Here is a 22,122-nt window from a genome sequence, read left to right on the forward strand (position 1 = left end):
AAGGACGGCCTCCGGCACGCCCCCGGACGTACGGTCAGATCGGCACGATGTCCGGCGCACCCAGCCGCGCCGCGTCGGCCGTCAGGTCGTCGGGCTGCCGCTGCGACTCGCGCTCCGCCTCCACCCGCTTCTCGTAGTGCTCGACCTCCTTCTCGATCTGGTGCGCGTCCCAGCCCAGGACGGGTGCCATCAGTTCCGCGCACTCCCGTGCGCTGCGCGTGCCCCGGTCGAAGGTCTCGATCGAGATCCGGGTCCGCCGGGTCAGCACGTCGTCCAGATGCCTGGCCCCTTCGTGGGAGGCGGCGTAGACGATCTCGGCCCGCAGGTAGTCGTCGGCGGCCACCAGCGGCTCGCCGAGTCCCGGATCGGCGGCGATCAGCTCGAGGACCTCCTCGGCCATCGATCCGTACCGGTTGAGCAGGTGCTCGACGCGCACGACGTGGAGTCCGGTGCGCGCGGCGGTCCTCGCCCGCGCGTTCCACAGAGCCCGGTACCCCTCGGCGCCGAGGAGCGGGACGTCCTCGGTGACGCAGGGCGCGACGCGCTGGTCGAGCCCGTGCACGGCCTCGTCCACGGCGTCCTTGGCCATCACGCGATAGGTGGTGTACTTGCCGCCGGCCACGACGACCAGGCCGGGTGCCGGGTGGGCGACGGTGTGTTCCCGCGAGAGCTTGCTGGTGGCGTCGGACTCGCCGGCCAGCAGCGGCCGCAGTCCTGCGTAGACCCCCTGGACGTCGTCCCGGCCGAGCGGGACGGCCAGCACGCTGTTCACATGCTCCAGCAGGTAGTCGATGTCCGCGCTGGACGCGGCCGGATGGGCCTTGTCCAGGTCCCAGTCGGTGTCCGTGGTGCCCACGATCCAGTGCCTGCCCCACGGGATCACGAACAGGACGGACTTCTCGGTCCGCAGGATCAGTCCGGTGGTGGAGTGGATCCGGTCCTTCGGCACCACCAGGTGGATGCCCTTCGACGCCCTGACGTGGAACTGCCCCCTCTCCCCGATGAGCGCCTGGGTGTCGTCCGTCCACACCCCGGTCGCGTTCACGATCTGCTTGGCACGGATCTCGTACTCGCCGCCGGTCTCCACGTCCCGGACCCGGGCCCCCACCACCCGCTCCCCCTCGCGCAGGAAGCCGACGACCCGCGCCCGGCTGGCGACCTTCGCCCCGTAGGCCGCCGCGGTGCGCACCAGCGTGGCGACGAACCGGGCGTCGTCCATCTGGGCGTCGTAGTACTGCATCGCCCCGACCAGGGCGTCCTTCCGAAGGCAGGGCGCCACGCGCAGGGCGCCCTTACGGGAGAGATGCCGGTGCACGGGAAGCCCGCGGCCGTGGCCCGACGACACCGACATCGCGTCGTAGAGCGCGACGCCGGCACCGGCGTAGAAGCGCTCCCAGCCCTTGTGCTGCAGGGGATAGAGGAAGGCCACCGGCTTCACCAGATGGGGTGCGAGCCGCTCCAGCAGCAGCCCGCGCTCCTTCAGCGCCTCCCGGACCAGCGCGAAGTCCAGCATCTCCAGATAGCGCAGCCCGCCGTGGATGAGCTTGCTCGACCGGCTGGACGTGCCCGACGCCCAGTCCCGGGCCTCGACCAGGCCGGTCGACAGTCCTCTCGTGACCGCGTCGAGGGCCGTGCCGGCGCCGACCACGCCGGCTCCCACGACGAGCACGTCGAGTTCGCGCTCGGTCATCGTCACGAGCGCTTCGGTGCGCTCGGCGGGTCCCAGTGTCGCTGTCCTCACTGCTGCCTCCCGTCATCCCCCCGTGTGGTCGGGCTCACAGACTCGATTCTGTCCCGCCCCTCCGACTTCAGCCACTGCCTGTGGATAACACTCGGCGACCTTCGACCCGACAATGCCGCATATCGGTCATATTTACGCCTAGTCTGACATTGCATTCGCCCCGTTCTGTCCACAGGGCTTGCGCACCTCGTCCCCTCCGGCTACTGGGAAGGACGGCCCACCCTCATGCCCGCTGATCTCGCCGTCATCGGCCTCGGCCACCTCGGACTGCCCCTCGCCCAGGCCGCCGTCGCCGCCGGCGTCGACACCATCGGCTACGACACCGATCCCCGCCCCGTCGCCGAACTCGCAGCCGGCCGGCCGCCGGTCGACGGTTCGCTCACGGCCTCGGAGATCCGTCGGATGCTCTCGGGGGGCTTCCGCCCCACCACCAACCCCGCCGAACTCGGCCGGGTCCGTACGGCCGTCATCTGCGCCCCCACCCCGCTCGGCCCCGACCGCACCCTCGACCTGACCGCCGTCACGGACGCCGCCCGCGCCCTCGCCGCCCGGCTGCGCCCGCACACCACGGTCCTGCTGGAGTCCCCCGTTCACCCGGGCACCACCGAGGGCCTGCTCCGCGACCTGCTCGAAGAGGGCTCCGGCCTGCGCGCCGGCCAGGACTTCCACCTCGCGTACTCCCCCGGCCGGCTCGACCCCGGAAACCGCACCCACGGATTCACCGGCACGCCCAAGGTCATCGGCGGCCTCACCCCCGCCTGTACCGAGTCCGCCGCCGCCTTCTACGGCCGTCTCACCGACAAGGTGGTCCGCGCGCGCGGCCCGCGCGAGGCGGAGACCGTCAAACTCCTGGAGACCAACTTCCGCCACGTCAACATCGCCCTGGTCAACGAGATGTCGGTGCTCTGCCACGAGCTCGGCGTCGACCTGTGGGACGTCATCCGCTGCGCCGAGACCAAGCCCTTCGGCTTCCACGCCTTCCGCCCCGGCCCGGGCGTCGGCGGTCACGGAGTCGCCGTCGACACCATCGGCACCCACCGGCCGCTGCGCATGGTCGAACTGGCCGGCCAGGTCAACGAACGCATGCCCCAGTACGTCGTCCAGCGCTGCGCCACCCTGCTCAACGAGCACGGGAAGTCCGCGCGCGGCGCACGGGTGCTCCTCCTGGGAACCACCTACAAGCCCGACCTCGCCGACCGCGAGGGCTCCCCGGCCGACGAGATCGCCCGCCGGCTGATGGACCTCGGCGCCGTGGTCAGCTACCACGACCCGCACGTCCCGGACTGGCGCGTGCGCGACCTGCCGGTCCCGCGCGCCGACTCCCTCTACGAGGCGGCGGCCCACGCCGACCTGACCGTGCTGCTCCAGCACCACCGCACGTACGACCTCCAGGGGCTCGCGGTGAAGGCTCAACTCCTCCTGGACACCCGGGGAGCGACGCCCGCGGGTGCGGCACACCGCCTCTGAGAATCCCGCCGCCGGCTGTCGGAACGGGCTGCTAGTCTCCGGTCCTCTTTGGTCGCACGTCCGTGCGCAACCATCCCTGGGGGGATCCAGCAGATGAGCCAGTCCGTTCCGCCGTCCGGCAACCCGTTCGCCGAGGGTGCGCCGCAGCCCCCGTACCCGGCCGCCCCCGCGCCGGCGCCGGCGCCGGCCCGCAACAACCTGGGGCTCGGCCTGGTGGCCGCCCTCGTGGCCGCCCTGGTCGCGGGCGGCGTCTACGGCGGCATCGCCGGCGCCATCGACCGGCAGATCGGCTGGGCCGCCATCGGCGTCGGCTTCCTCGTCGGCTACGCGTCCGGCAAGGTCGGCGGCTCCAACCCGGTCCTGCCCGTCGCCAGCGCGGCGCTCTCGCTCGGCGCCGTCTACCTCGGCCAGCTGCTGGCCATCGCGATCATCGTCGGCAAGGAGCTCAACGTCTCCGCGACGGACGTCCTCTTCGAGAACTTCGACGTGGTGACCAAGGTCTGGGGTGAGAGCAAGGACCTCATGACCTTCCTGTTCTTCGCTCTGGCCGCCTTCGCGGCCTTCTCGGGGGCCAAGAAGTCCGCGGAGTAGCAGCCCACGCGCACGGAAGGGGCCCCGCACCGGTCGGTGCGGGGCCCCTCCTGTGTACGGAACCGGGTCAGCGCTTGTGCTGGGAGTCCGCGACGGTGACCTCGACGCGCTGGAACTCCTTGAGCTCGCTGTAGCCCGTCGTCGCCATCGCCCGGCGGAGCGCGCCGAAGAAGTTCATCGAGCCGTCCGGGATGTGCGAGGGACCCGCGAGGATCTCCTCCGTCGTCCCGACGATGCCCAGGTCCACCAGCTTGCCGCGCGGCACGTCCTCGTGGACGGCCTCCATGCCCCAGTGGTGTCCCTTGCCCGGCGCGTCCGTCGCGCGGGCCAGCGGGGAACCGATCATGACGGCGTCGGCACCGCAGGCGATCGCCTTCGGCAGGTCGCCGGACCAGCCCACGCCGCCGTCGGCGATGACGTGCACGTACCGGCCGCCGGACTCGTCCATGTAGTCGCGGCGGGCCGCGGCGACGTCGGCGACCGCGGTCGCCATCGGGACCTGGATGCCGAGGACGTTGCGCGTGGTGTGCGCCGCGCCGCCGCCGAAGCCGACCAGGACACCCGCGGCGCCGGTGCGCATCAGGTGCAGGGCCGCGGTGTACGTGGCGCAGCCGCCGACGATGACCGGGACGTCGAGTTCGTAGATGAACTGCTTGAGGTTCAGCGGCTCGGCCGCGCCCGAGACGTGCTCGGCGGAGACGGTCGTGCCGCGGATGACGAAGATGTCCACGCCCGCGTCGACGACGGCCTTGGAGAACTGCGCGGTGCGCTGCGGGGAGAGTGCCGCGGCGGTGACCACACCGGAGTCGCGCACCTCCTTGATGCGCTGGCCGATCAGCTCTTCCTTGATCGGGGCCGCGTAGATCTCCTGCAGACGGCGGGTGGCGGTCTCCTCGTCCATCTCCGCGATCTCGTCGAGGAGCGGCTGCGGGTCCTCGTACCGGGTCCACAGGCCCTCGAGGTTGAGGACGCCCAGTCCGCCCAGCTCGCCGATACGGATGGCGGTCTGCGGCGAGACGACCGAGTCCATCGGGGCGGCCAGGAAGGGGAGCTCGAAGCGGTAGGCGTCGATCTGCCAGGCGATCGAGACCTCCTTCGGGTCCCGGGTGCGTCGGCTCGGTACGACGGCGATGTCGTCGAACGCGTACGCCCTGCGGCCGCGCTTGCCGCGCCCGATCTCGATCTCAGTCACGATGTGTGGCCTTTCCCTCTACGTCTGCGCGTACCAGTATCCCCGACACAAGCGTGGGGGGCGGTTCCGGTCACATGCCGGAACCGCCCCCACGCGTCGCGCTCTGTTACTTCCTGCTGTAGTTCGGCGCCTCGACCGTCATCTGGATGTCGTGCGGGTGGCTCTCCTTGAGACCCGCCGACGTGATCCGGACGAATCGGCCGTTCGCCTGAAGGTCCGGCACCGTGCGGCCGCCGACGTAGAACATCGACTGGCGCAGACCGCCCACCAGCTGGTGGACGACGGCGGACAGCGGACCGCGGTAGGGCACCTGGCCCTCGATGCCCTCGGGCACGAGCTTCTCGTCGGAGGCGACGCCCTCCTGGAAGTAGCGGTCCTTGGAGAAGGAGCGCTGCTCGCCGCGGGACTGCATGGCGCCCAGCGAGCCCATGCCCCGGTACGACTTGAACTGCTTGCCGTTGATGAAGAGCAGCTCGCCCGGGGACTCCTCGCAGCCGGCCAGCAGCGAACCGAGCATCACCGTGTCCGCGCCGGCGACGAGCGCCTTGGCGATGTCGCCGGAGTACTGGAGGCCGCCGTCGCCGATGACCGGGACGCCGGCCGCCTTGGCGGCGAGGGAGGCCTCGTAGATCGCGGTGACCTGCGGGACGCCGATGCCGGCCACGACACGGGTGGTGCAGATGGAGCCGGGGCCGACGCCGACCTTGATGCCGTCGACACCGGCGTCGATCAGCGCCTGGGCGCCGTCGCGGGTCGCGATGTTGCCGCCGATGACGTCGACGGCGGAGTTCGACTTGATCTTGGCGACCATGTCGCCGACCAGGCGGGAGTGACCGTGCGCGGTGTCGACGACGATGAAGTCGACGCCCGCCTCGATCAGGGCCTGGGCGCGCTCGTACGCGTCACCGGCGACACCGACGGCCGCGCCGACGAGCAGGCGGCCTTCCTTGTCCTTGGCGGCGTTCGGGTACTTCTCGGCCTTGACGAAGTCCTTGACCGTGATGAGGCCCTTGAGCAGACCGGCCTCGTCGACGAGCGGGAGCTTCTCGATCTTGTGGCGGCGCAGCAGCTCCATGGCGTCCACGCCGGAGATGCCGACCTTGCCCGTGACCAGCGGCATCGGGGTCATGACCTCGCGCACCTGGCGGCTGCGGTCCGACTCGAAGGCCATGTCGCGGTTGGTGACGATGCCGAGCAGCTTGCCCGCCGGGTCGGTCACCGGGACACCGCTGATGCGGAACTTGGCGCAGATCGCGTCGGCCTCGCCCAGCGTCGCGTCCGGGTGCACCGTGATCGGGTCCGTGACCATGCCGGACTCGGAGCGCTTCACCAGGTCGACCTGGTTGGCCTGGTCGGCGATGGAGAGGTTGCGGTGCAGGACACCCACGCCACCCTGCCGCGCCATGGCGATCGCCATGCGGGCCTCGGTGACCTTGTCCATCGCCGCGGACAGCAGCGGGATGTTCACCCGCACGTTCCGGGAGATGTACGAGGAGGTGTCGATCTGGTCGGGCGCCATGTCGGACGCGCCGGGCAGCAGCAGCACGTCGTCGTAGGTCAGCCCGAGTGTCGCGAATTTCTCGGGCACTCCGTCGACGTTGACAGTCATGACACCTTCCCCAAACGGCCTTGATCGGTGCGGATGTCCATGCTAACGGGCTCGGACGGTGTCTCATTCCACGATCAAGATCACCGCGAAGCTTTGTACGTTCATACGTGTACGTGAGGGCCACGCGTCCTCGGCAACCCTTACGCCCCGGCAGGGCGGGTCGGCCTACTGCTCGGCCAGGGCCCTCAGCCTGCTGAGCGCCCGGTGCTGGGCCACCCGCACCGCTCCGGGCGACATCCCGAGCATCTGCCCGGTCTCCTCGGCCGTCAGGCCGACCGCCACCCGCAGCACCAGGAGCTCGCGCTGGTTCTCCGGCAGGTTGGCGAGGAGCTTCTTGGCCCACTCGGCGTCGTCGCTGAGGAGCGCACGCTCCTCGGGGCCGAGCGAGTCGTCGGGGCGTTCCGGCATCTCGTCGGAGGGCACTGCCGTCGACCCCGGGTGCCGCATCGCGGCCCGCTGCAGGTCGGCGACCTTGTGCCCGGCGATGGCGAAGACGAAGGCCTCGAACGGCCTGCCGGTGTCCTTGTAGCGAGGAAGCGCCATGAGGACGGCGACACAGACCTCCTGCGCGAGGTCCTCGACGAAGTGGCGGGCGTCACCGGGCAACCGGTTCAGCCGCGTGCGGCAGTAGCGCAGGGCGAGCGGGTGCACGCGCGCGAGAAGGTCGTGCGTGGCCTGCTGGTCACCCTCGACGGCACGGTGGACGAGCGCACCGATCTCCCCTGGCCCTACGGGCATGGGGGACCCCATGGTCTCGTCGTCGCGCATCGCTCCATGGTGCCTTGACGCCTCGGCGTCCGTGGCACCGCGTCCGTAGTTGTGCACCGAAGCGTTATGAGTAGGTGCGCCGGAACTCATCTCCTGCGCCCTCCCCTCCCGCTCGATCGACTCGTCCCCGAGGAACTCCACATCTCAAGGATGCGTCATCCCGCGCGTTAGTGACACAAGCTGCTCCGCCGCCGAGGCGAAAGTCGGCGCGAGCGGGGTCCTCGGACTCCGCCCCGCCCGCCGGAGCGGACGGGGATGCGACCGGCGTTCACCGCTTGGCCCTGGCGTCGGAGTCACGCCTGGCTCCACCGTGACGACGGGGTCTAGGTCCTGTCCGGGCGATCTTCGAGGACCGGCCCGCGGCGTCGGATGGGGTGTATCGCAAGGCGGAGGATCGCCCTCGTACTGGGCGTACTCGGGCGACTCCGACAACGCCGCGAGACGCCGCAGCCGTCGTCGCGGGCCCGAGAAGATCGCCCGGACAGGACCTAGCGGACGAGACCCCAGCGGAAGCCGAGCGCCACCGCGTGCGCCCTGTCCGACGCGCCGAGCTTCTTGAACAGGCGCCGCGCGTGGGTCTTGACGGTGTCCTCGGAGAGGAAGAGCTCGCGCCCGATCTCCGCGTTGGACCGCCCGTGGCTCATGCCTTCGAGCACCTGGATCTCACGCGCGGTGAGGGTGGGCGCCGCGCCCATCTCGGCCGAACGCAGCCGGCGCGGGGCGAGTCGCCACGTCGGGTCGGCGAGGGCCTGGGTGACCGTGGCCCGCAGCTCGGCGCGCGAGGCGTCCTTGTGCAGGTAGCCACGGGCACCGGCGGCGACCGCGAGCGCGACGCCGTCCAGGTCCTCGGCGACGGTGAGCATGATGATGCGGGCGCCGGGGTCCGCGGAGAGCAGCCGGCGGACGGTCTCCACGCCGCCCAGACCGGGCATGCGTACGTCCATCAGAATCAGGTCCGAGCGATCCGCACCCCAGCGGCGGAGGACTTCCTCGCCGTTGGCCGCGGTGGTCACGCGCTCCACGCCGGGCACGGTCGCGACCGCGCGGCGAAGCGCCTCTCGGGCAAGCGGGGAGTCGTCGCAGACGAGGACGGATGTCATGGCCGCCCTCCGCAGCTGATGCGCGTCACCTAGAGCCTCCAGGGCTGGTACGTATCGTCACCTGTGCGGTTGACGCTCTCGGACATTTGCCCGAGCGCTTGTTCCTTCAACCGCCTCCGCACTCTCAACGACGGTCACTCGAAAGAGTTACGGGTCGGACGGTCGCCTTCGGCACTCTACGTGAGGGAGCGATCGCAGAGGAGAGCCTCGCAGGTCAACCCGCCCTTCACTGGAAGCTATGCCCCATTTAGCGGGTTTTCTTCCCTTTTGGTGGTGTCTGTGGCTAGATTCGCAATGAGTCATATTTACATCTACTTAGACAGTAGTTGTACGGTCGGGTCGAACCCACGGTCGTGGGTACGCGCGACCCGTGGGGGGAGAAGGGCCCCCGCGCACCAGCCGCAACCCGCCCACCTATCCGTTCGACAACGGTTTCAAGGGGACAAGCGCAATGGCAGATTTCTCCCGCCTTCCCGGACCCAACGCCGATCTGTGGGACTGGCAGCTGCTCGCGGCCTGCCGCGGAGTCGACAGTTCTCTGTTCTTCCACCCCGAGGGAGAGCGCGGCGCGGCACGGAGTGCGCGTGAGAACTCGGCGAAAGAGGTCTGCATGCGGTGCCCGGTACGCGCCGAGTGCGCGGCACACGCATTGGCCGTACGCGAGCCCTACGGCGTATGGGGCGGCCTCACCGAGGATGAACGCGAAGAACTCATGGGTCGAGCGCGCAATCGCCTGATCACGGCGTCCAGCACGGCATCGGCAGCACGTTCGGCAGGTGTGGGGCCCACCTGAAGGAACGTTTCTTCAGTCGAGTGGACCCCAGCGAGGGGGCCGGGCCCGCACCCCGCCCGGCCCCGCGGAGCCGCACCGCACGCGGCCCGGGGGCGTGCGGCGCGCCGGGGACCGGTGCGTGCCGGCCAGGTGAGCGCGGTCCGATGAGCGCGGTCAGGTGTGCGGTCCGGTTCGATCGCCCTGCTTGAGGTCTCGACTCTTCGGGGTCTCGACTCTCCGAGGCCCTCGGCGCTCAGGGGCGGGCGGACGCGCGGGTGAGCTCGGCCAGGGTCGCGGCGACCGCCGGGACCTGCGCCAGGTCGGGCAGGGTCAGGGCCACGATCTCCCGCTGCACGGCCGGCTCCACCGACACCACCTTCGCCCCTCGGGGGCGCACCGACTCGATCGCGAGCGTCGGCAGGACCGCCACCCCCAGACCGGCGCCGACCAGGCCCACCACGGCGGGGTAGTCATCGGTGGCGAAGTCGATGCGCGGAGTGAAGCCCGCCTCCTCGCAGACGTCGACCAACTGCCTGCGACAGCGGGGGCAGCCCGCGATCCAGGACTCGTCGGCCAGCTCCGCGATGCCCACCGACTCCGCCTCGGCCAGCCGGTGCCCCTCCGGCACCAGACCCACCAACCGGTCGGCGAGCAGCGGACGGACCACCAGGTCGTCCCACTCGCCCGGGCCCGCTCCGTAACGGAAGGCGAGGGCCACGTCGCAGTCGCCCTCCCGCAGCATCTCGACCGAGCGCGGCGGCTCGGCCTCCACCAGGGAGACCCGGGTGCCGGGGTGCGCCGCGCGCAGGGCGGCGAGGGCGGTGGGCACGAGGGTGGAGCTGCCGCTGGGGAAGGAGACCAGCCGGACGCGGCCGGCGCGCAGGCCGGCGATCGCTGCCACCTCCTCCTCCGCCGCGGTGAGGCCCGCCAGGATGCCCGAGGCGTGCCGGACGAGGGCCTCGCCGGCCTGGGTGAGGCGCATCTCGCGGCCGGTGCGGATCAGCAGCGGGGTGCCGGAGGAGGATTCGAGCGCCTTCATCTGCTGGCTCACCGCGGGCTGGGTGCAGCCGAGTTCGCGGGCGGCGGCGGAGAAGGAGCCGGTCGCGGCGACGGCGCGCAGGACGCGGAGATGACGAGCCTCGATCATCCGTCGAGCATAAGGGAGTCTTGGGCTCTGTGCCGCATATTGATTCATCACTTTGAGTTCTGTCGCCTAGGGTGCCCTCATGAAGCTGCTGAGCGTGAACGCCGGACGGGCCAGGGCCGCGGACTACACCGACTCCCCCACCGGGATGACCGGCATCGACAAGCGCCCCGTCGAGGGACCGGTGCGGATCTCGGCGCCGGGGGCGGACGGGGCCGGTGCGAGCGGTGTCGCCGGGGACGCCGTGTGCGACCTGCGGTTCCACGGCGGTGCCGACCGCGCCGTCTACGCCTTCGCCCGTGAGGACATGGACCGTTGGGAGCGCGATCTGGAGCGCCCCCTGGCGAACGGGTGCTTCGGCGAGAACCTCACCACCGTCGGTCTCGACGTGAACGGGGCGCTGATCGGCGAGCGCTGGCAGGTCGGCCCGCAGGTGGTCCTCGAGGTGACCGGCGGCCGCATCCCCTGCCGTACCTTCGCGGGCTTCCTCGGCGAGCGGGGCTGGGTGCGGCGCTTCACGCAGTCGACGGCCGGGCCGGGCGCGCTGCTGCGGGTGATCGAACCCGGTGAACTGACGGCCGGCGACCCGGTGAAGGTCGTCCACCGGCCCGCGCACGACATCACCGTCTCGCTGCTGCACCGCGCCGCGACGACCGAGCGGTCGCTGCTGCCCGGGACGCTGGTGGCGGCGGAATGGATGGAGTCGGGGTTGCTGGACCTCGCCCGCACGTACACGGAGAAGTACGGCACCACCGGAGGCTGACGCTCCGCGGTCCGCGCCTCGGGGAGACCCCTGAGGCGCGGATCGGGGTCGGTTCGGGGGCGGTCCAGGGATCTCCCCCGATGTGTGCGCCCACCGCCGGACGGGACGCTGTCCGCATGTCTCGGCTCAAGCGGGTCCTCATCGTGCTCGGGTCGTCCGCCGCGGTCTTCGCCGCGGCGGTCGGCGGTCTCTTCCTGTGGCTGTACACGGACGCCAAGGCGTCCACGGCCGGCTCGACGGAGTTCACGAACGAGCTCGCCATACCCCCGCTCGCGAAGTCGGTCGTGCGGGCGGACGGGACCCGGGTCTTCGACCTCACGATGCGGGCGGGCGAGAAGGAGTTCCGGCCCGGGAAGCGGACGCCCACGTGGGGCTTCGACGGGGACCACCTGGGGCCGACGCTCCGTGCCGAGCGCGGGGAGAAGGTCGCCGTGCGGGTCGCGAACAGGCTCGACGAGGCGTCGACCGTCCACTGGCGCGGGATGCACCTGCCCGCGCGGATGGACGGCGGCCCGCACCAGATGGTGGCGCCGGGCGCCACGTGGACCCCGAACTGGACGGTGGACCAGCCCGCCGCCACGCTCTGGTACCACCCGCATCCGCACGGGGCGACCGAGAAGCACGTCCAGCGCGGCCTGGCCGGGATGTTCCTGCTCGACGACGCCCGTTCGAAGACGCTGGCGCTGCCCAGCCGTTACGGCGTCGACGACCTGCCGGTCGTCGTCCAGGACGTGAAGTTCGACGGGGCGGCCTTCGACCACGGGCACGGACTGATGGCGAGCGTCGGCTTCCTCGGAGACCGGACCATGGTCAACGGGACGCTCGCGCCCTACAAGGAGACGGCGGACGAGCGGGTACGGCTGCGCCTCCTCAACGCCTCCACGGCCCGTGTCTACACCTTCGGCTTCGACGACGACCGGCGGTTCGCCCTGGTGGGGACCGACGGAGGTCTCCTCGGGAAGCCCGCGGAGCTGAACCGGACACGGCTCTCGCCGGGCGAGCGGGCGGAGATCGTGGTGACCATGCGTCCGGGCGAACGGACGGTGCTGCGGTCCTACCCCCTCGACGCCGGACTGGACTTCTGGAACCAGCGGTTCAGCGGTGGCGACGACTCCTTCGACGTGCTGCAGCTGCGGGCGGCGAAGACCCTGCGGCCCTCGCCCGAGGTGCCGGTACGGCTGGGACTGCCGGAGGTACCGGACGGGGAGGACGCGGTGCGCGGGCGCCACTTCGATCTCCGGCGCTCGGGGATCAACGGCCGCCCGATGGCGATGGACCGAATAGACGAGACCGTCACCCGGGGGACGACGGAGACCTGGACGGTGCGCAACGTGGACGGGATGCCGCACAACTTCCACGTGCACGACGTGCAGTTCCGGATCCTGGAGGTGAACGGCGAGCAGCCGCCTCCTGCGCTGCGCGGCGCCAAGGACACGGTGTTCGTCCCCTCGGGTACGACGGTGAGGCTCGCGATGCGCTTCGACGGTCCGGCCGATCCCGATACGCCGTACATGTACCACTGCCATCTGCTCTCCCATGAGGACGACGGGATGATGGGGCAGTTCGTGGTGGTGGAGAAGGGCCGGGGGGCGGGCAAGGTGCGTACGCCGGGCGTCCACGCGGGGCACTAACGTGCCGCGTATGACGACTGCACTGATTACGGGCGCGACGGCGGGCATCGGCGCCGCCTTCGCGCGGAAGCTGGCGGCCGAGGGCCACGACGTGGTGCTCGTGGCCCGCGATGTGAAGAGGCTGCGGGAGCAGGCGACCGAGCTGCACGACCGGCACGGCGTCGAGGCCGAGGTCCTGGCGGCGGACCTGGCGGAGGAGAAGGGGATCGCGGCGGTGGAGGCCCGGCTCTCCGATCCGCGGCAGCCGGTGGACCTGCTGGTGAACAACGCCGGCTTCGGCAACAAGGGCCGGTTCCTGGAAGTGTCCATGGCCGACGAGCTGAAGATGCTCACGGTGCACTGCGAGGCGGTGCTGCGGCTGACGTCGGCGGCGGCCGAGTCGATGCGCGCCAGGGGCCGGGGTGGGGTGGTGAACGTGGCGTCGGTGGCCGCGTTCGTACCGCGGGGCACGTACGGCGCCTCGAAGGCGTGGGTGGTGCAGTTCACCCAGGGCGCCGCACGGGATCTGGCGGGCAGCGGGGTGCGGCTGATGGCGCTGTGCCCGGGGTTCGTCCGGACGGAGTTCCACGAGCGGGCCGGGATGGGGACGGACAACATCCCCGGCTGGATGTGGCTCGACGCGGACAAGCTGGTGGCCACCGCGCTGGCGGATCTGGCGCGCGGGAAGACGCTGTCCATCCCCGATCCCCGCTACAAGGCGCTGATGGGTGTGGTGAAGCTGGCCCCTCGCGGCCTGCTCGGAGGGGTCTCCTCCAAGGCGGGCCGCAAGTACGGACCGAAGTGAGCCGGTGACCCGGTCGGTCGAGACCCTCCGGGGTGATGCCCGGCCCTTCGTAGGCCCCGATGGTGGGGGCGACGTCGCCGACACGTCGTTCCCGAACCGGTCCCTGCCGCCGTTTTCGGTGATCACGGCACCGGCGGACCGGGTGGGCGGGCCCGCGGCGAGCCGGTTGGCGGCCCGGGGCGGGGGACGCGAGCGGGAGGGCCAGGACACCTCCCAGGGCGGGGGCGGGCGCACTGCGGTGTCTCAGGGATCCTCCGGATCGAGGGAGAGACGGGCGGTGGTTCCGTTCTGCCAGGTCACGTGCACGGTGCGGCCGGTGACGCGGACGGTCGCGAGGGTGCTGACGGGCGCGGGGGCGGCTTCGGCGGTCAGGGAGGCCAGGGCGACGAAGAGGGTCTCGGTGCCGCGGGTGGTGCCGTGCAGGGCCTCGGTGCCGCTGACCGGTCCCTGGAGGGTGGCCCCGCCGTCGAGGGCGGTGGGGACGGCGGCGGGCGGATAGCCGTGGACCGGGTGGAGTTGGGCGGTCGGCCCGCCCGGAGGGGTGGCCCAGCCGGTCTGGCGGACGGGGGTGTCCTCGGGGGCGCCCAGGACGAGGTGGGCGCGGACCTCGGCGCGGCCGTGCGCAAGGGTCGCGGAGACGATCCGGATGCCGGGGAGGGGGGTGTGCAGGGAGGCGGCCCAGCCGGGACCGGTGCCTCGGGGGGCGGCCGGACCGCGCGGGGTGAGCCGGCCCTCGACGACCAGGCCGAAGTGGTTGTCCGCGGGTGCCGGAGCGGCGGTGGGGCCGGTGCGGGTGGAGTAGGCGGAGCGGGCGTAGCCGGCGTCGTCGTTTCCGGCAGCGTCGCCGGACACGTGGTTGCTGCCGTGGTTGTGGAGGCGGACGAGCCCGTCGGTCGCGGTCGACTGGATGAGCAGGCCGGCCGGGGCGACGGCACGGACGGTGTCGGTCCGTTCGGCGGGGAGCGGTTCCTCGGGGTCGGTCCACGCGGGGTGGCCGTCGGGAAGGAGGAGGCCGAGGAAGCCCTTGGACGCCCAATAGGGCGATCCGGGGCCGGAGTAGTCCTGGACGATCGGCGGATGGGGGCCGTGCCAGCCGAGGGTGAGCAGCCCGTTGTCGTCGGTGGCTCCGCGGTCGAGGAAGTAGCGCAGGGCGCCGGAGGCGAGGCGGCGGGTGGCGCCGGGGCGGAGCGGGGTGTGACCGGTCAGCGCGCCGAGCCAGGGGGCGGCGGCCGCGGCGAAGCGGTAGGTCAGGGAACGGCCGTGGGGAAGGGGGGCACCGTTGGCGTCGAAGAGGTGCACGTAGTCGTCGAGTTGGGCGCGCAGTCGGGGGCCGTAGCGGTCGAGGAGGTCCCGGTCGCCGGAGAGGTGGGCGTGCAGGACGGGGTAGAAGTGCAGGGCCCAGGCGTTGTAGTGGTCGAAGGCGCGGTTGTCGCCGTCGCTGTACCAGCCCTGGCCGAGGTACCACCGGTCGATGCGGGCGAGGGAGCGCTCGATGGTGGCGGCGGCGCGTTCGGTCTCGATCCCCGCGTCCTGGAGGAAGCCGGCGACGGTGAGGCCGAAGAGCCACCAGTTGTTGTCGACGGGCGACGGTTCGAGGGCGGGCAGCAGCCAGTCGACCGTGCGCTGCCTGGTGCGGTCGTCGAGGGTGTCCCAGAGCCAGGGGCGGGTGAGCCGTAGCCCGAGGGCGACGGAGGCGGATTCGACGATCGCCTGGCGCACGTCGGTCGTCAGGGGCCAGGCGTCGGGGCCGTCGACGGCCTCCGGGCCCGAGCGGCCCGTGTCGGCGGCCTCGGTGCCGGCGGCGAGGCCTTCGGCGTAGCGGGCCAGATGGCCGTGCGGGTCGCCGCCGCGGGCACCGGCGACGCGGAAGGCGGCGAGGAGGAAGGTTCGGGCGTACCCCTCCAGGCCGTCGGAGCGGACGCCGGACCAGCTGGGGCGGGGGCCGGGGAGGTCGATCAGGCCGCCGCGGGGCGAGGCGTAGGGGCGCACGGCCAGCAGGAGTCGGTCGGCCGTCGTCTCCCAGTGCGCACGGGTCCAGCCGGTGTACGGGCTGAGCTCACGGTTCTCGGGCGGCGTGGGCATGATGCTCCCTGAGGCGGACTGCGGCGTCGCCCGGAATCATGAACACGCTTCGATCGAACGTCAATGAGTTCGGAGCGAATGATCGAAACTCCTACCGTTCGATCATGCCGCATGAGAAGGTCTGGCCACGGGAACGGCATCCCGCCGGACCGCCACACCGCGAGGGGGATCCACACCGTGCGCGAGAGTGCTGCCGAACGACACGACCGACTCCTGGCCCTGGTGCGGGAGCGCGGCACGGCCCGCGTCTCCGAGCTGGCCGACCGGCTCGGGGTCTCCCCCGTCACCGCCCGCCGCGACGTCGAGGCACTGGCGGCCCAGGGGCTGCTCGACCGCGTCCACGGCCAGGTGTCCTGGCCCGAGCGCCAGGGAGCTGCGGCGGGCGGACGGACCGGCGAGGGCCTGGTGCTCGGCCTGCTCGCCCCCTCGGCCACGTACTACTTCGCCGAGGTCATCCGGGGTGCGCACGAGGCGGCCGCGCGGGCCGGCGCCCGGCTCGTCCTGCGGATCTCCGACTACCGGCCGGAGGACGACCGCGCCCGCACCGAGGGTCTGCTGACCGCCGGGGCGGAGGGGGTGCTCGTCGCTCCGGGCTGGCGGGGCCCCGAGGACCGGCTCGCGTACGGCGACTGGCTGGCCGAACTCCCCGTGCCCGCCGTCCTCCTGGAGCGCAGCGCCGACCCGGGCTCCTCGCTCGACAGCCTGGACCGGGTCGTCTCCGACCACGGTCACGGCGTGCTGCTCGCCCTGCGCCACCTGCTCGGACTCGGCCACGGGACCCCGTTGCTCGTGGCCCGCGGCGACAGCCCGACGGCGCTCGCGGTGCGCACCGGGTACGCCGAGGCCCTGGTCGCGCTGGACGTGGCGGCACCCGGACCGGTGATCGACTCCGTACCGGCCGACCAGGACCCGGAGGGCTTCGAGCGCGCCGTACGGACCCTGCACGAGGCGGTGACCTCGGGCCGGGCGACCGCCGCCCTGGTCCACAACGACGTGGACGCGATCCAGATCGTGCAACGCCTGGCCGAGCTGGGCGTCAGGGTGCCGCAGGACCTGGCCCTGATCGCCTACGACGACGAGGTCGCCGCACTCGCCGACACCCCCCTGACGGCCGTCGCCCCGCCCAAGCGCCAGGTGGGCCGCCACGCCACGGAACTGCTGGTGGAGCGGCTGACGGAGGCGCAGGACGAGGAGGCGCCCCGCCGCCATCTGAGCCTGCTCCCCCGGCTCCGGGTGCGGGCCTCGTGCGGGGCTCCGCGCCCTGGTCGAGCCTTCTGATCGATCTGAGCTTTTTTCGATCAATCAATCTTTCGCTCTTGACTTCGGTCACGAACGGTCCAAGGATCACGGCCACACCTTCCAAGCCGCCCGCCTTCAGGAGCCGCGCCGTGAGCCGCAGTTGGAGCAGAACCTCTCGTGTCATAGCCGGCACCGCGACCGCCCTCGCCGTTCTCACGGCCTGCGGCGGCAGCGGTGACGACTCGTCGGCCGCGGGATCCAAGGGATCCGACGGCAAGCCCGTGACCATCACCTTCTGGGGCTGGGCCAAGGGCTCCAAGGACGTCGTGGACGCGTTCAACGCCTCCCACAAGAACATCCGGGTGAAGTTCGAGGAGATCCCGTCCGGCACCGCCGGCGGCTACGCCAAGATCTCCAACGCCGTGAAGGCCGGCAACGCGCCCGACCTGGTCTCCATCGAGTACTCCTCGCTCCCGGAGTTCGTCAGCTCCGGAGCCCTGCAGGACATCGGCGGCGAGTTCACCGAGGCCGACCGCGGCAAGCTGCTGCCGCAGGCCGTGGAGCTCACCACCCTCGGCGGCAAGACCTGGGCCGTCCCGTTCGACGCCTCCCCGCAGGCGTTCTTCTACCGCAAGGACCTCTTCGACCGGTACCGGGTCGAGGTCCCCACGACCTGGGACGCGTTCAGGACCGCGGCGGAGAAGGTGAAGAAGGCCGACGCCAAGGCCCGCATCGCCACCTTCTTCCCCGACGACCCGACCACCTTCGAGGCGATGGCCTGGCAGGCCGGCGCGCAGTGGTTCAAGGCCGAGAACGACACCTGGAAGATCGACACCACGGACGCGGCCACCACCAAGGTCGCGACCTACTGGCAGGGCCTGATCGACGCGGACCTGGTCCACAAGAACGCCTCGTTCAGCCCCGAGTGGACCGGCTCGCTCAAGAACGGCACCACCATCGGCTACCTCGGCGCCTCCTGGGGCGCGGGCGTCCTCAAGGGCACCCTGCCCGAGCAGAGCGGCAAGTGGGCCGTCGCCCCGATGCCCAGCTGGGACGGCAAGCCCGCCAGCGGCATGCTCGGCGGCACCTCCTTCGCGGTGACCAAGGACAGCAGGCAGAAGGCGGCGGCCGTCGAGTTCGCCGAGTGGATGTCCACCACGGAGGCGGGCGTCAAGGCCCGGATCGCCTCCGGCACCTCCAGCGCCTTCCCGGCCACCACCGCACTGCGCCCGGTCGCCAGGCAGGTCTTCGACGCGAGCTTCTACGGGGGCCAGGACATCTACGCGCTCTTCGAGCAGTCCGGCGCCGCCATCAGCCCGAACTGGGCGTGGGGTCCGACCACCGGCACCACCAACACCGCCATCAAGGACCAGTTCGGCAAGATCACCAAGGGTGGGCCGACGATCGCCGACGCCATCCGCACCGGCCACGACGCGACCGTCGCCGAGCTGACCAAGCGCGGCCTGAAGGTCGAGGGCTGACCGGATGAAGGCCCGCACCCGTGCCGCAGCCGTTCTGCTGACACCCTTCTTCGTCCTGTTCACCGCGGTGATGGTGGTGCCGATCGGATACGCGGTCTGGCTCAGCCTGTTCACCGAGAAGCAGTCGGGACTGGGCTTCGGCGGCACCGAGACCGTCTTCACCGGCCTCGACAACTACACCGCGGCACTGGGTGACCGGGCCTTCCGCGAGGGCTTCGGCGTACTGCTCGGATACTGCCTGTTCTACATTCCGCTGCTGGTCGCCGGGGCCCTCGGCCTCGCCCTGCTGCTCGACTCGGCCCTCGCCCGCGCCCGCCGGTTCTTCCAGCTCGCGCTCTTCCTGCCGCACGCCGTCCCGGGCATCATCGCCGCGCTGATCTGGGTCTACCTCTACACGCCCCAACTCAGCCCGGTCGTCGAGGCCATGGAGGCCGGCGGCGTCGGCTTCGACTTCTTCTCCCCCGAGGGCGCACTGCCCTCCGTGGTCAACATCGCGCTGTGGGAGTGGCTCGGCTACAACATGGTGATCTTCTACGCCGCCCTCCAGGCCATCGACCGGTCGGTGCTCGAAGCGGCCACCGTCGACGGCGCGAACTCGTGGCGCGTCGCGTTCAGCATCAAGGTCCCGCTGATCCGGGCCTCGCTCGCCATGGTCGGCCTGTTCACCGTCATCGGATCCCTGCAGCTGTTCACCGAGCCGCTGATCCTCAACAAGGGCACGGGCTCCGCCGTCACCTCGACCTGGACGCCGAACATGTACGCGTACACCGCGGCCTTCGACCGCAACGACTACGGACTGGCCGCCGCCGCCTCCGTCCTGCTCGCGCTCACCGCCGCACTGCTGTCCTTCGGCGTCACCCGCCTGACGGGCCGCGCGAACCGCAAGGAGAAGCGCGCATGAGCAAGCCCCGCCCCCAGAACGCCTGGCTCTCCAGGACCGCCGTCAACGGCGCGCTCGTCCTCGCCGTCGTCTACATGCTCTTCCCGCTCGTCTGGCTGCTGACCGCGGCCACCAAGGACGCGGGCGGCCTGCTCGCCGGGAACGCCTTCTCCTTCGAGGGCTTCGACCTCGGCGGCAACCTCTCGCGCCTGGCCGACTACAACGACGGCATCTACTTCCACTGGTACCTCAACAGCCTGCTGTACGCGGGCGTCGGCGCCCTCGCCTGCTCGCTGGTCAGCGTCGCCGCCGGCTACGCCTTCGACAAGTACGACTTCCCCGGCAAGGAGAAGCTGTTCGGCGTCGTCCTGCTCGGCGTGCTCGTCCCCACGACGGCCCTCGCCCTGCCGATGTACCTGCTCGCCAGCGAGGTGGGCGTCGTCAACACCTACTGGGCCGTGCTCGTCCCCGTCCTGGTCAACCCCTTCGGGGTCTACCTGGCCCGGGTGTTCAGCTCCGGCTACATACCCGACGAGGCGCTCGAGGCCGCCCGCATCGACGGTGCCGGCGAACTGCGCACCTTCTGGTCGATCGGCCTGCGCATGGTGATGCCGGGCTTCGTGACCGTCTTCCTCTTCCAGTTCACCGCGATCTGGAACAACTTCTTCCTCCCCCTGGTGATGCTTTCGGACCAGAAGCTCTTCCCGCTGAGCCTCGGCCTGTACGCATGGAACAGCAACGCCCACGCGGAACCCGACTTCTACCCCCTCGTCGTCACCGGATCCCTGCTCGCCGTCGTCCCCCTCGTCGTCGCCTTCGTCTCCCTCCAGCGCCACTGGAAGGCGGGTCTGACCGCCGGCAGCGTCAAATGAGGAGCTCTCGTCCCACGATGCACGACACCACCGACATCCCGACGCCTGCCGGCGGCCCGGAGACGGCGGCCGGACGGCCGGCGCTGCTGCTCGCCATGGGCCCCGGCATCGCCGACCGGCTGCTGACCGACGCCCATCGCGCCCGCCTCGCGGACCTCTCCCGTACCGACCCCCGCCTCGTCGCCCACGACCTGGCCGCCCCCACCCCGGCGGTCGCGGCGGCCCTGGCCGAGGCCGAGATCCTCTTCACGGGCTGGGGCGCGCCCCTGCTGACGGCCGAGGTCCTCGACCGGGCACCGCGGCTGCGGGCGGTCGTCCACGCCGCCGGCTCGGTCAAGCACCATGTCACCGACGCCTGCTGGGACCGCGGCCTCGCCGTCACCTCGGCGGCGGCGGCCAACGCCCTTCCCGTCGCCGAGTACACGCTCGCCGCGATCCTCTTCGCCGGCAAGCGGGTCCTCCACTCGGCCCTGCGCTACGGACAGGTCCGCTCCGAGCACGCCTGGCTGGCCGAGGCCGATGCGGAGGCATGGGGCAACTACCGCCGGACGGTGGGCATCGTGGGGGCGTCCCGGATCGGCCGCCGCGTGATCGAACTGCTGCGCCCCTTCGACTTCGAGGTGCTCCTCCACGACCCGTACGTGGACGAAGCCGATGCCCGGGCCCTGGGGGTCGGCCTCGTCGGGCTCGACGAGCTCTGCGCCCGCAGCTCGATCGTCTCCGTGCACGCGCCCCAACTCCCCGCCACACACCGGATGATCGGCGCGGCACAGCTGGCCGCGATGCCCGACGGCGGGACGCTCGTGAACACCTCGCGCGGTTCCCTCGTCGACGAGGACGCGCTCCTGACCCATCTGCGGACCGGCCGGCTGCGCGCGGTCCTCGACGTCACGGACCCGGAGGTCCCCGCCGCGGACTCGCCCCTGTACGGGCTGCCGAACGTCCTGCTCACCCCGCACGTCGCCGGCTCGCTCGGCAACGAGCTGCACCGCATGGCGGACCAGGCGCTGGAGGAGGTGGCGCGGTACGGGCGGGGGGAGCCGTTCCGCGAGCCGGTACGCGCCTCGGACCTGACCCGGTCCGCGTAGGCCGGTCCCGGCCGGGCCCACCGGAGGCCCGGCCCGATCCCGGCGACCGACCTAGACTGGAGAGGTCCCACCCGGTCCGGGAGGCGCCATGACATTCGTACAGATAATCGATTGCAAGACGAGTCGGATCGACGACATGAACCGGCTCATGGACCTGTGGGTCGAGCAGACCAAGGGCAAGCGCACCGCGACCCACAGTCTCATCGGCAAGGACCGCTCCGACACCTCCCACTTCGTGGAGATCGTCGAATTCCCCTCGTACGACGTGGCGATGAGGAACTCGCAGCTCCCCGAGACCGACCGGATCTTCCGGGAGATGGTCGCCCTCTGTGACGAGATGCCGACGTTCACCGACCTCGACGTCGTCAAGGACATCCAGCTCTACAAGGCGACCGCCCGCCGGTTCTTCGAGCTGATCAGCGCCGAGGGAGAGCTCGCGCCGCTGGACGAGGTCTTCGCCGAGGGGTACCACGACCACGACCCGACCAACGTGCAGGACGTCTTCGGCATGGACGCGGTCCGGCGCGAGGTGGAGATGTGGCGGGGCGGCTTCGACTTCGACTTCGTGGTCGACGACCAGATCGCCGAGGGCGACAGGGTCTGCACCCGCTGGACCTGGAGCGCCACGCACACGGGCGATTTCATGGGCCTCGAGGCCACCGGCCGGAAGGTCTCCATGACCGGCACCGTCATCCATCGCTTCCGCGACGACGGCAAGGCCGTGGAGGGCTGGTGGCAGTACGACCTGCTGGGCCTCATGGGGCAGCTCGGAGCCGTCGAGACCTGACCGGAGGACGGGCGACCGGAGGACGGACCACCCGAGAACGGGCGAGGCCCGGCGTCCCCGCGACGGGGACGCCGGGCCTCGGCTGCGTGACGGGCGGGCCGGCCACGCGGGGCGTTCCGGGCTGCGCGGCC

Annotated in this window: 19 protein-coding genes; 12 read left to right on the plus strand and 7 right to left on the minus strand. The window is 71.4% G+C overall.

Annotation, left to right across the window (positions count from 1 at the left end; genetic code table 11):
* Positions 1 to 34: 34 nt before the first annotated feature.
* The gene (locus tag ACE1OA_RS13965) at positions 35 to 1,741 is read right to left on the minus strand and encodes a glycerol-3-phosphate dehydrogenase/oxidase (RefSeq protein ID WP_356599548.1); all 1,707 of its coding nucleotides are present in this window, start codon (positions 1,739 to 1,741) and stop codon (positions 35 to 37) included.
* A gap of 225 nt (positions 1,742 to 1,966) precedes the next feature.
* Between ACE1OA_RS13965 and ACE1OA_RS13970 the strand changes: the two genes are divergently transcribed.
* Both ACE1OA_RS13970 and ACE1OA_RS13975 read left to right on the plus strand, forming a co-directional pair.
* Positions 1,967 to 3,208 carry a nucleotide sugar dehydrogenase gene (locus ACE1OA_RS13970; RefSeq protein WP_384874897.1) on the plus strand — a complete coding sequence of 414 codons (1,242 nt, stop codon included), beginning with the start codon at positions 1,967 to 1,969 and terminating at the stop codon, positions 3,206 to 3,208.
* Positions 3,209 to 3,301: 93 nt separating this feature from the next.
* The gene (locus ACE1OA_RS13975) at positions 3,302 to 3,799 is read left to right on the plus strand and encodes a hypothetical protein (RefSeq protein WP_432752860.1); all 498 of its coding nucleotides are present in this window, start codon (positions 3,302 to 3,304) and stop codon (positions 3,797 to 3,799) included.
* Between the two features lie 67 nt (positions 3,800 to 3,866).
* Here the strand turns inward: ACE1OA_RS13975 and ACE1OA_RS13980 are convergent, their stop codons facing one another.
* The 4 genes from ACE1OA_RS13980 to ACE1OA_RS13995 form a co-directional block, all read right to left on the minus strand.
* Positions 3,867 to 4,991, minus strand: coding sequence for a GuaB3 family IMP dehydrogenase-related protein (locus tag ACE1OA_RS13980; protein ID WP_147980800.1), 1,125 nt, complete (start codon positions 4,989 to 4,991; stop codon positions 3,867 to 3,869).
* Between the two features lie 106 nt (positions 4,992 to 5,097).
* A complete protein-coding gene (guaB, locus tag ACE1OA_RS13985) occupies positions 5,098 to 6,600 on the minus strand; it encodes an IMP dehydrogenase (protein WP_356599554.1) in 1,503 nt (500 codons plus the stop codon).
* A gap of 165 nt (positions 6,601 to 6,765) precedes the next feature.
* Positions 6,766 to 7,368 carry a sigma-70 family RNA polymerase sigma factor gene (locus ACE1OA_RS13990; RefSeq protein ID WP_315986617.1) on the minus strand — a complete coding sequence of 201 codons (603 nt, stop codon included), beginning with the start codon at positions 7,366 to 7,368 and terminating at the stop codon, positions 6,766 to 6,768.
* Between the two features lie 488 nt (positions 7,369 to 7,856).
* Positions 7,857 to 8,468 (minus strand): response regulator transcription factor, encoded by a 612-nt coding sequence (locus ACE1OA_RS13995; RefSeq protein ID WP_003948568.1) that lies wholly within the window; start codon positions 8,466 to 8,468, stop codon positions 7,857 to 7,859.
* A 451-nt stretch (positions 8,469 to 8,919) separates the two neighbouring features.
* Here ACE1OA_RS13995 and ACE1OA_RS14000 point away from each other — a divergent pair, with 451 nt between their 5' ends.
* Positions 8,920 to 9,261 (plus strand): WhiB family transcriptional regulator, encoded by a 342-nt coding sequence (locus ACE1OA_RS14000; protein WP_356599557.1) that lies wholly within the window; start codon positions 8,920 to 8,922, stop codon positions 9,259 to 9,261.
* A 232-nt stretch (positions 9,262 to 9,493) separates the two neighbouring features.
* Here the strand turns inward: ACE1OA_RS14000 and ACE1OA_RS14005 are convergent, their stop codons facing one another.
* Positions 9,494 to 10,387, minus strand: a complete 894-nt coding sequence (locus ACE1OA_RS14005) for a LysR family transcriptional regulator (RefSeq protein ID WP_356599559.1) — start codon at positions 10,385 to 10,387, stop codon at positions 9,494 to 9,496.
* Between the two features lie 79 nt (positions 10,388 to 10,466).
* Here ACE1OA_RS14005 and ACE1OA_RS14010 point away from each other — a divergent pair, with 79 nt between their 5' ends.
* The 3 genes from ACE1OA_RS14010 (at position 10,467) to ACE1OA_RS14020 (ending at position 13,562) form a co-directional block, all read left to right on the plus strand.
* Positions 10,467 to 11,147 carry an MOSC domain-containing protein gene (locus tag ACE1OA_RS14010; protein WP_386545474.1) on the plus strand — a complete coding sequence of 227 codons (681 nt, stop codon included), beginning with the start codon at positions 10,467 to 10,469 and terminating at the stop codon, positions 11,145 to 11,147.
* 116 nt (positions 11,148 to 11,263) lie between these two features.
* Positions 11,264 to 12,778 (plus strand): multicopper oxidase family protein, encoded by a 1,515-nt coding sequence (locus tag ACE1OA_RS14015; protein WP_432752861.1) that lies wholly within the window; start codon positions 11,264 to 11,266, stop codon positions 12,776 to 12,778.
* A 10-nt stretch (positions 12,779 to 12,788) separates the two neighbouring features.
* Positions 12,789 to 13,562, plus strand: coding sequence for an SDR family NAD(P)-dependent oxidoreductase (locus ACE1OA_RS14020; RefSeq protein WP_147980794.1), 774 nt, complete (start codon positions 12,789 to 12,791; stop codon positions 13,560 to 13,562).
* Between the two features lie 243 nt (positions 13,563 to 13,805).
* Here ACE1OA_RS14020 and ACE1OA_RS14025 read toward each other — a convergent pair whose 3' ends face one another.
* Positions 13,806 to 15,644: a DUF2264 domain-containing protein gene (locus ACE1OA_RS14025; RefSeq protein ID WP_386545480.1), complete on the minus strand. Its 1,839-nt coding sequence runs from the start codon at positions 15,642 to 15,644 to the stop codon at positions 13,806 to 13,808.
* Between the two features lie 177 nt (positions 15,645 to 15,821).
* Between ACE1OA_RS14025 and ACE1OA_RS14030 the strand changes: the two genes are divergently transcribed.
* From ACE1OA_RS14030 to ACE1OA_RS14055, 6 genes are all read left to right on the plus strand, one after another.
* On the plus strand, positions 15,822 to 16,922 hold the full coding sequence (locus ACE1OA_RS14030) for a substrate-binding domain-containing protein (protein WP_384874910.1): 1,101 nt from the start codon (positions 15,822 to 15,824) through the stop codon (positions 16,920 to 16,922).
* A gap of 110 nt (positions 16,923 to 17,032) precedes the next feature.
* Complete coding sequence (locus tag ACE1OA_RS14035) at positions 17,033 to 18,364, plus strand: ABC transporter substrate-binding protein (protein ID WP_386545484.1); 1,332 nt, start codon at positions 17,033 to 17,035, stop codon at positions 18,362 to 18,364.
* A gap of 4 nt (positions 18,365 to 18,368) precedes the next feature.
* Positions 18,369 to 19,265 (plus strand): carbohydrate ABC transporter permease, encoded by an 897-nt coding sequence (locus ACE1OA_RS14040; RefSeq protein ID WP_361309069.1) that lies wholly within the window; start codon positions 18,369 to 18,371, stop codon positions 19,263 to 19,265.
* Complete coding sequence (locus tag ACE1OA_RS14045; protein ID WP_384874917.1) at positions 19,262 to 20,116, plus strand: carbohydrate ABC transporter permease; 855 nt, start codon at positions 19,262 to 19,264, stop codon at positions 20,114 to 20,116. Before ACE1OA_RS14040 ends, ACE1OA_RS14045 begins: the two co-directional genes overlap by 4 nt.
* Positions 20,117 to 20,133: 17 nt before the next feature.
* Positions 20,134 to 21,204, plus strand: coding sequence for a hydroxyacid dehydrogenase (locus tag ACE1OA_RS14050; protein ID WP_356599577.1), 1,071 nt, complete (start codon positions 20,134 to 20,136; stop codon positions 21,202 to 21,204).
* Positions 21,205 to 21,292: 88 nt separating this feature from the next.
* Positions 21,293 to 21,991: an ester cyclase gene (locus tag ACE1OA_RS14055; RefSeq protein WP_356599579.1), complete on the plus strand. Its 699-nt coding sequence runs from the start codon at positions 21,293 to 21,295 to the stop codon at positions 21,989 to 21,991.
* Positions 21,992 to 22,122: the final 131 nt, after the last annotated feature.

This window comes from Streptomyces sp. JL2001 (assembly GCF_050917515.1).
Taxonomy (GTDB): Bacteria; Actinomycetota; Actinomycetes; order Streptomycetales; family Streptomycetaceae; genus Streptomyces.

Bases quoted from the DNA above. Each gene is read 5' to 3' on its own strand.
- ACE1OA_RS14010 (WP_386545474.1), top strand. From the start codon at position 10,467: ATGAAGCTGCTGAGCGTGAACGCCGGACGGGCCAGGGCCGCGGACTAC.
- ACE1OA_RS14015 (WP_432752861.1), top strand. From the start codon at position 11,264: ATGTCTCGGCTCAAGCGGGTCCTCATCGTGCTCGGGTCGTCCGCCGCG.
- ACE1OA_RS14005 (WP_356599559.1), bottom strand. From the start codon at position 10,387: ATGATCGAGGCTCGTCATCTCCGCGTCCTGCGCGCCGTCGCCGCGACC.
- ACE1OA_RS14000 (WP_356599557.1), top strand. From the start codon at position 8,920: ATGGCAGATTTCTCCCGCCTTCCCGGACCCAACGCCGATCTGTGGGAC.
- ACE1OA_RS14045 (WP_384874917.1), top strand. From the start codon at position 19,262: ATGAGCAAGCCCCGCCCCCAGAACGCCTGGCTCTCCAGGACCGCCGTC.
- ACE1OA_RS13990 (WP_315986617.1), bottom strand. From the start codon at position 7,368: ATGCGCGACGACGAGACCATGGGGTCCCCCATGCCCGTAGGGCCAGGG.
- ACE1OA_RS14040 (WP_361309069.1), top strand. From the start codon at position 18,369: ATGAAGGCCCGCACCCGTGCCGCAGCCGTTCTGCTGACACCCTTCTTC.
- ACE1OA_RS14020 (WP_147980794.1), top strand. From the start codon at position 12,789: ATGACGACTGCACTGATTACGGGCGCGACGGCGGGCATCGGCGCCGCC.
- ACE1OA_RS13970 (WP_384874897.1), top strand. From the start codon at position 1,967: ATGCCCGCTGATCTCGCCGTCATCGGCCTCGGCCACCTCGGACTGCCC.
- ACE1OA_RS14025 (WP_386545480.1), bottom strand. From the start codon at position 15,644: ATGCCCACGCCGCCCGAGAACCGTGAGCTCAGCCCGTACACCGGCTGG.
- ACE1OA_RS14055 (WP_356599579.1), top strand. From the start codon at position 21,293: ATGACATTCGTACAGATAATCGATTGCAAGACGAGTCGGATCGACGAC.
- ACE1OA_RS14050 (WP_356599577.1), top strand. From the start codon at position 20,134: ATGCACGACACCACCGACATCCCGACGCCTGCCGGCGGCCCGGAGACG.
- ACE1OA_RS13995 (WP_003948568.1), bottom strand. From the start codon at position 8,468: ATGACATCCGTCCTCGTCTGCGACGACTCCCCGCTTGCCCGAGAGGCG.
- ACE1OA_RS13975 (WP_432752860.1), top strand. From the start codon at position 3,302: ATGAGCCAGTCCGTTCCGCCGTCCGGCAACCCGTTCGCCGAGGGTGCG.
- guaB (WP_356599554.1), bottom strand. From the start codon at position 6,600: ATGACTGTCAACGTCGACGGAGTGCCCGAGAAATTCGCGACACTCGGG.